We start from the raw sequence: 2,874 nt of genomic DNA, 5'->3' as shown, positions 1-2,874 counted from the left end.
GGCGGTGCCGGCGGGGGCGAACCCGCGGGCGTGGAGGCTTGGTTGTCAGTGTCGGTCATTGTTGTCTTCCAGCGAATCCCACAGCAGGCGCGGATCGAAGCTGAGCGAGGCCAGCATGGTCATGACCACGACCGCGCCGAAGGCCATGGCGCCGCCGCCGGGGATGATGGTGGCCAGCGCCCCGGCCCGCACCAGCGAGGCCAGCAGCGCCACCACGAAAATATCGAGCATCGACCAGCGGCCGATCACCTCTACCAGCCCGTACAGCCGGGTCTGCTGCCGGATCCGCCAGGTCGAGCGGAAATGCACGGACAGCAGCAGGAAGGTGAGGATCACCATCTTCAGCAGCGGCACGATGATGCTGGCGATCAGCACCAGCCCGGCCAGCATGTGCGAGCCGGACAGCCAGAGGTAGATCACGCCGGACAGGATGGTGTCCTGCTGCGTGCCGAGGATGGACTGCGTCACCATCACCGGCAGCACGTTGGCCGGAATATAGAGGATAAAGGCGGCCAGCAGGAAAGCCCAGGTACGTGCCAGGCTGTCGGGCTTGCGATGGTGCAGAGTGGCGCCGCAGCGCGGGCAGGGCTCGCCCTCCAGTGTGCGCGGGCTGACCAGGTCGCAGGCGTGGCACGACAGCAGGCCCAGCCGGCTGGCGGTCGGGACCTGCGGCAGCGGATTGCGCTCGTCGTCGTCGGTGAGTTCGGCCACCACCTCGCGCGCCAGCTGGCGCGGGCGGGCCAGGCGGCCGCCTGGCTGGCGGGGGCGCTGCGACGGCGGTTGCGGCTGGTCCGTCATCGGCCTTCCTCGCCCGCAGCCGCGGCGTTGTCATCGGGAGTTTCCAGATGGCGCCACAGGTTGCGCGGATCGAACGACAACATCGCCGCCAGCACGATCACCAGCGCCGCGAACGACCACAGCGCGATGCCGGGCAGCACGCGCGCCATGCTGGACAGCTTCACCAGCGTGACCAGCACGCCGATCATGAAGACTTCGATCATGCCCCAGGGCCGGGTCTGGCGGATGCCGCGCACGATGCGGTCGAAGCCGGCGGGCATGCGGTGCTGTGCCATCGGCACCAGCAGATAGGCCATCATCAGCATTTCAGACAGCGGGAACAGGATGGTGGTGGCGAACACCAGTGCCGCCACCAGCCCCATCTTGTCGGTGTACAGGGCCTGCACGGCGCCCAGCAGCGTGGTCTGGGTGCGGACCCCCTGCAGGTCCATCTCGACGATCGGGTAGGCGTTGGAGACCAGGAACAGGATCAGCGCGGTGATCACCAGCGGCAGCAGCCGTTGATACTGGCGGCGGCTTTCGCGGTAGAGCTCGCCGCCGCAGCGCAGGCACAGCGCGCGCTCGCCGGGCGAGATCGGCGAGCGTTGGTAGACCGCGTCACAGTATTCGCATGCCACCAGCCGGTGCAGCGCGGCCGGCGAGAGGTCGGGGGTGGCGGGCGCGCCGGGCGCGTCGTGTCCTGCCATCAGCCGGGGTGCTTGCCGGTCGTGGCCGGCGGGACGTCGGGGTTGTCGACCACGGCCGGCGCCGGCGGCGCGGCCGCCAGTGCCTCGCCCAGCTTCAGGTCATGCTTTACCTCTGCCTGCGAGCCGATGGTCCAGTCGCGCAGCAGCGCATAGGCCACTGCCAGCAGCGTCGGGCCGATGAACACGCCCAGGAAGCCGAACGCCAGCGCGCCGCCGAGCACGCCCAGCATGATCCAGATCAGCGGCATGCCGGTGCCCTTGCTGATCAGCAGCGGCTTGACGATGTTGTCAGCCATGCTGACCACGCCCACGCCCCATACCACCAGGAAGATGGCCCAGCCGGTGGCGCCGGTGTGGTACAGCCACAGCGCGGCCGGCAGCCNNGCCGGCCAGCCACACCAGCGGCGGGCCGACCGGGATCACCGACAGGAAGAAGGTCACGAAGCCCAGGATGGCCGCTCCCGGCACGCCCGCGATCCACAGGCCGATGCCGGCCAGCACGGCCTGGATGAAAGCCGTGCCCAGCACGCCGTAGACCACGCCCTTGACGGTGCTGCCGGCCAGCTCCAGCAGGTGGTCGGCGCGCTCGCCGGCGATGCGGCGCATGCCCGCGCGCAGCCAGGCAATGGCGAACTCGCCGCCGGTATAGAAGAAGAACGCCAGGATGATCGACAGCGCCAGCTGCCCCAGCCCGGCGCCGATCGACAGCCCGGCGCCCAGCAGCACGTGGCCAACCGGGGCGATCAGCTTGCGCAGGTTGGCAACCATCTCGGAATCGGCGTTGACGATGCCGTCCCAGGAGCTTTGCAGGTAAGTGCCGACATAGGGCAGGCTGCTCAGCCAGGCGGGCAACTGCGGGATGCCGTGTTCCATATAGCGGTCAACCAGCGCGGACAGGTCGTCCAGGTGCGCCGAGAAGCTGGCGCCGGCGTAGACGAACGGACCCAGCACCACCACGGTGGCGAGCAGCACGCAGATCAGCGCCGCCAGGCTGCGCCGGTTGCCCAGCCAGCGCGACAGTACCGTGTACGGGTACCACGAACTGAAGGCCAGGATCGCGCCCCACAGCAGCGCAGTGGTGAACGGCGCCAGCACAAGCAGCGAGCCGCCGATCAGCACGATCAGCGCGAAGACGGCTGCGATTTTCTCAATTAACTGGCCGGAACTCATGGATGGCTCTCCCTTGGCCCCGCCGGTGTGACGGGAACGGCGTAAATATAGCCTACGTTGGGTGGGGCGATGCGGAAGGGGGGCGGTGGGTTAGTCGTCACTATGGCGGTGGGCCGCTGCGTGCGGCGTGTTCCCCCTGATGGGGGCACAGTGCCATAGGTTTGTGACGGTGGATAGCGGGTGGGTGATTGGCTTTTTGCTAGCGGTCGGTATGTGGCTC

The 2,874-nt window shown here is 68.5% G+C and carries 3 protein-coding genes and 1 pseudogene; all 4 read right to left on the bottom strand.

Going from position 1 to position 2,874, the window contains the following annotated elements; genetic code table 11:
• Positions 1-45 precede the first annotated feature (45 nt).
• On the bottom strand, positions 46-798 hold the full coding sequence (locus CF68_RS19755; protein ID WP_035821977.1) for a paraquat-inducible protein A: 753 nt from the start codon (positions 796-798) through the stop codon (positions 46-48).
• Positions 795-1,484, bottom strand: coding sequence for a paraquat-inducible protein A (locus CF68_RS19750; protein WP_035821975.1), 690 nt, complete (start codon positions 1,482-1,484; stop codon positions 795-797). Before CF68_RS19750 ends, CF68_RS19755 begins: the two co-directional genes overlap by 4 nt.
• Positions 1,484-1,866 (bottom strand): annotated as a pseudogene (locus CF68_RS38490) (AI-2E family transporter); the annotation flags it as partial. The pseudogene CF68_RS38490 and the gene CF68_RS19750, both read right to left, overlap by 1 nt.
• Before the next feature lie 2 nt (positions 1,867-1,868).
• On the bottom strand, positions 1,869-2,654 hold a 786-nt coding region (locus CF68_RS19745), incomplete at its 3' end, for an AI-2E family transporter (RefSeq protein ID WP_235205821.1).
• Positions 2,655-2,874: the final 220 nt, after the last annotated feature.

The sequence above is a fragment of the Cupriavidus sp. SK-4 genome (assembly GCF_000611125.1).
In the GTDB taxonomy this organism is placed as follows: Bacteria; Pseudomonadota; Gammaproteobacteria; order Burkholderiales; family Burkholderiaceae; genus Cupriavidus; species Cupriavidus necator.
This window is presented reverse-complemented; position numbering and strand designations above follow the sequence as displayed.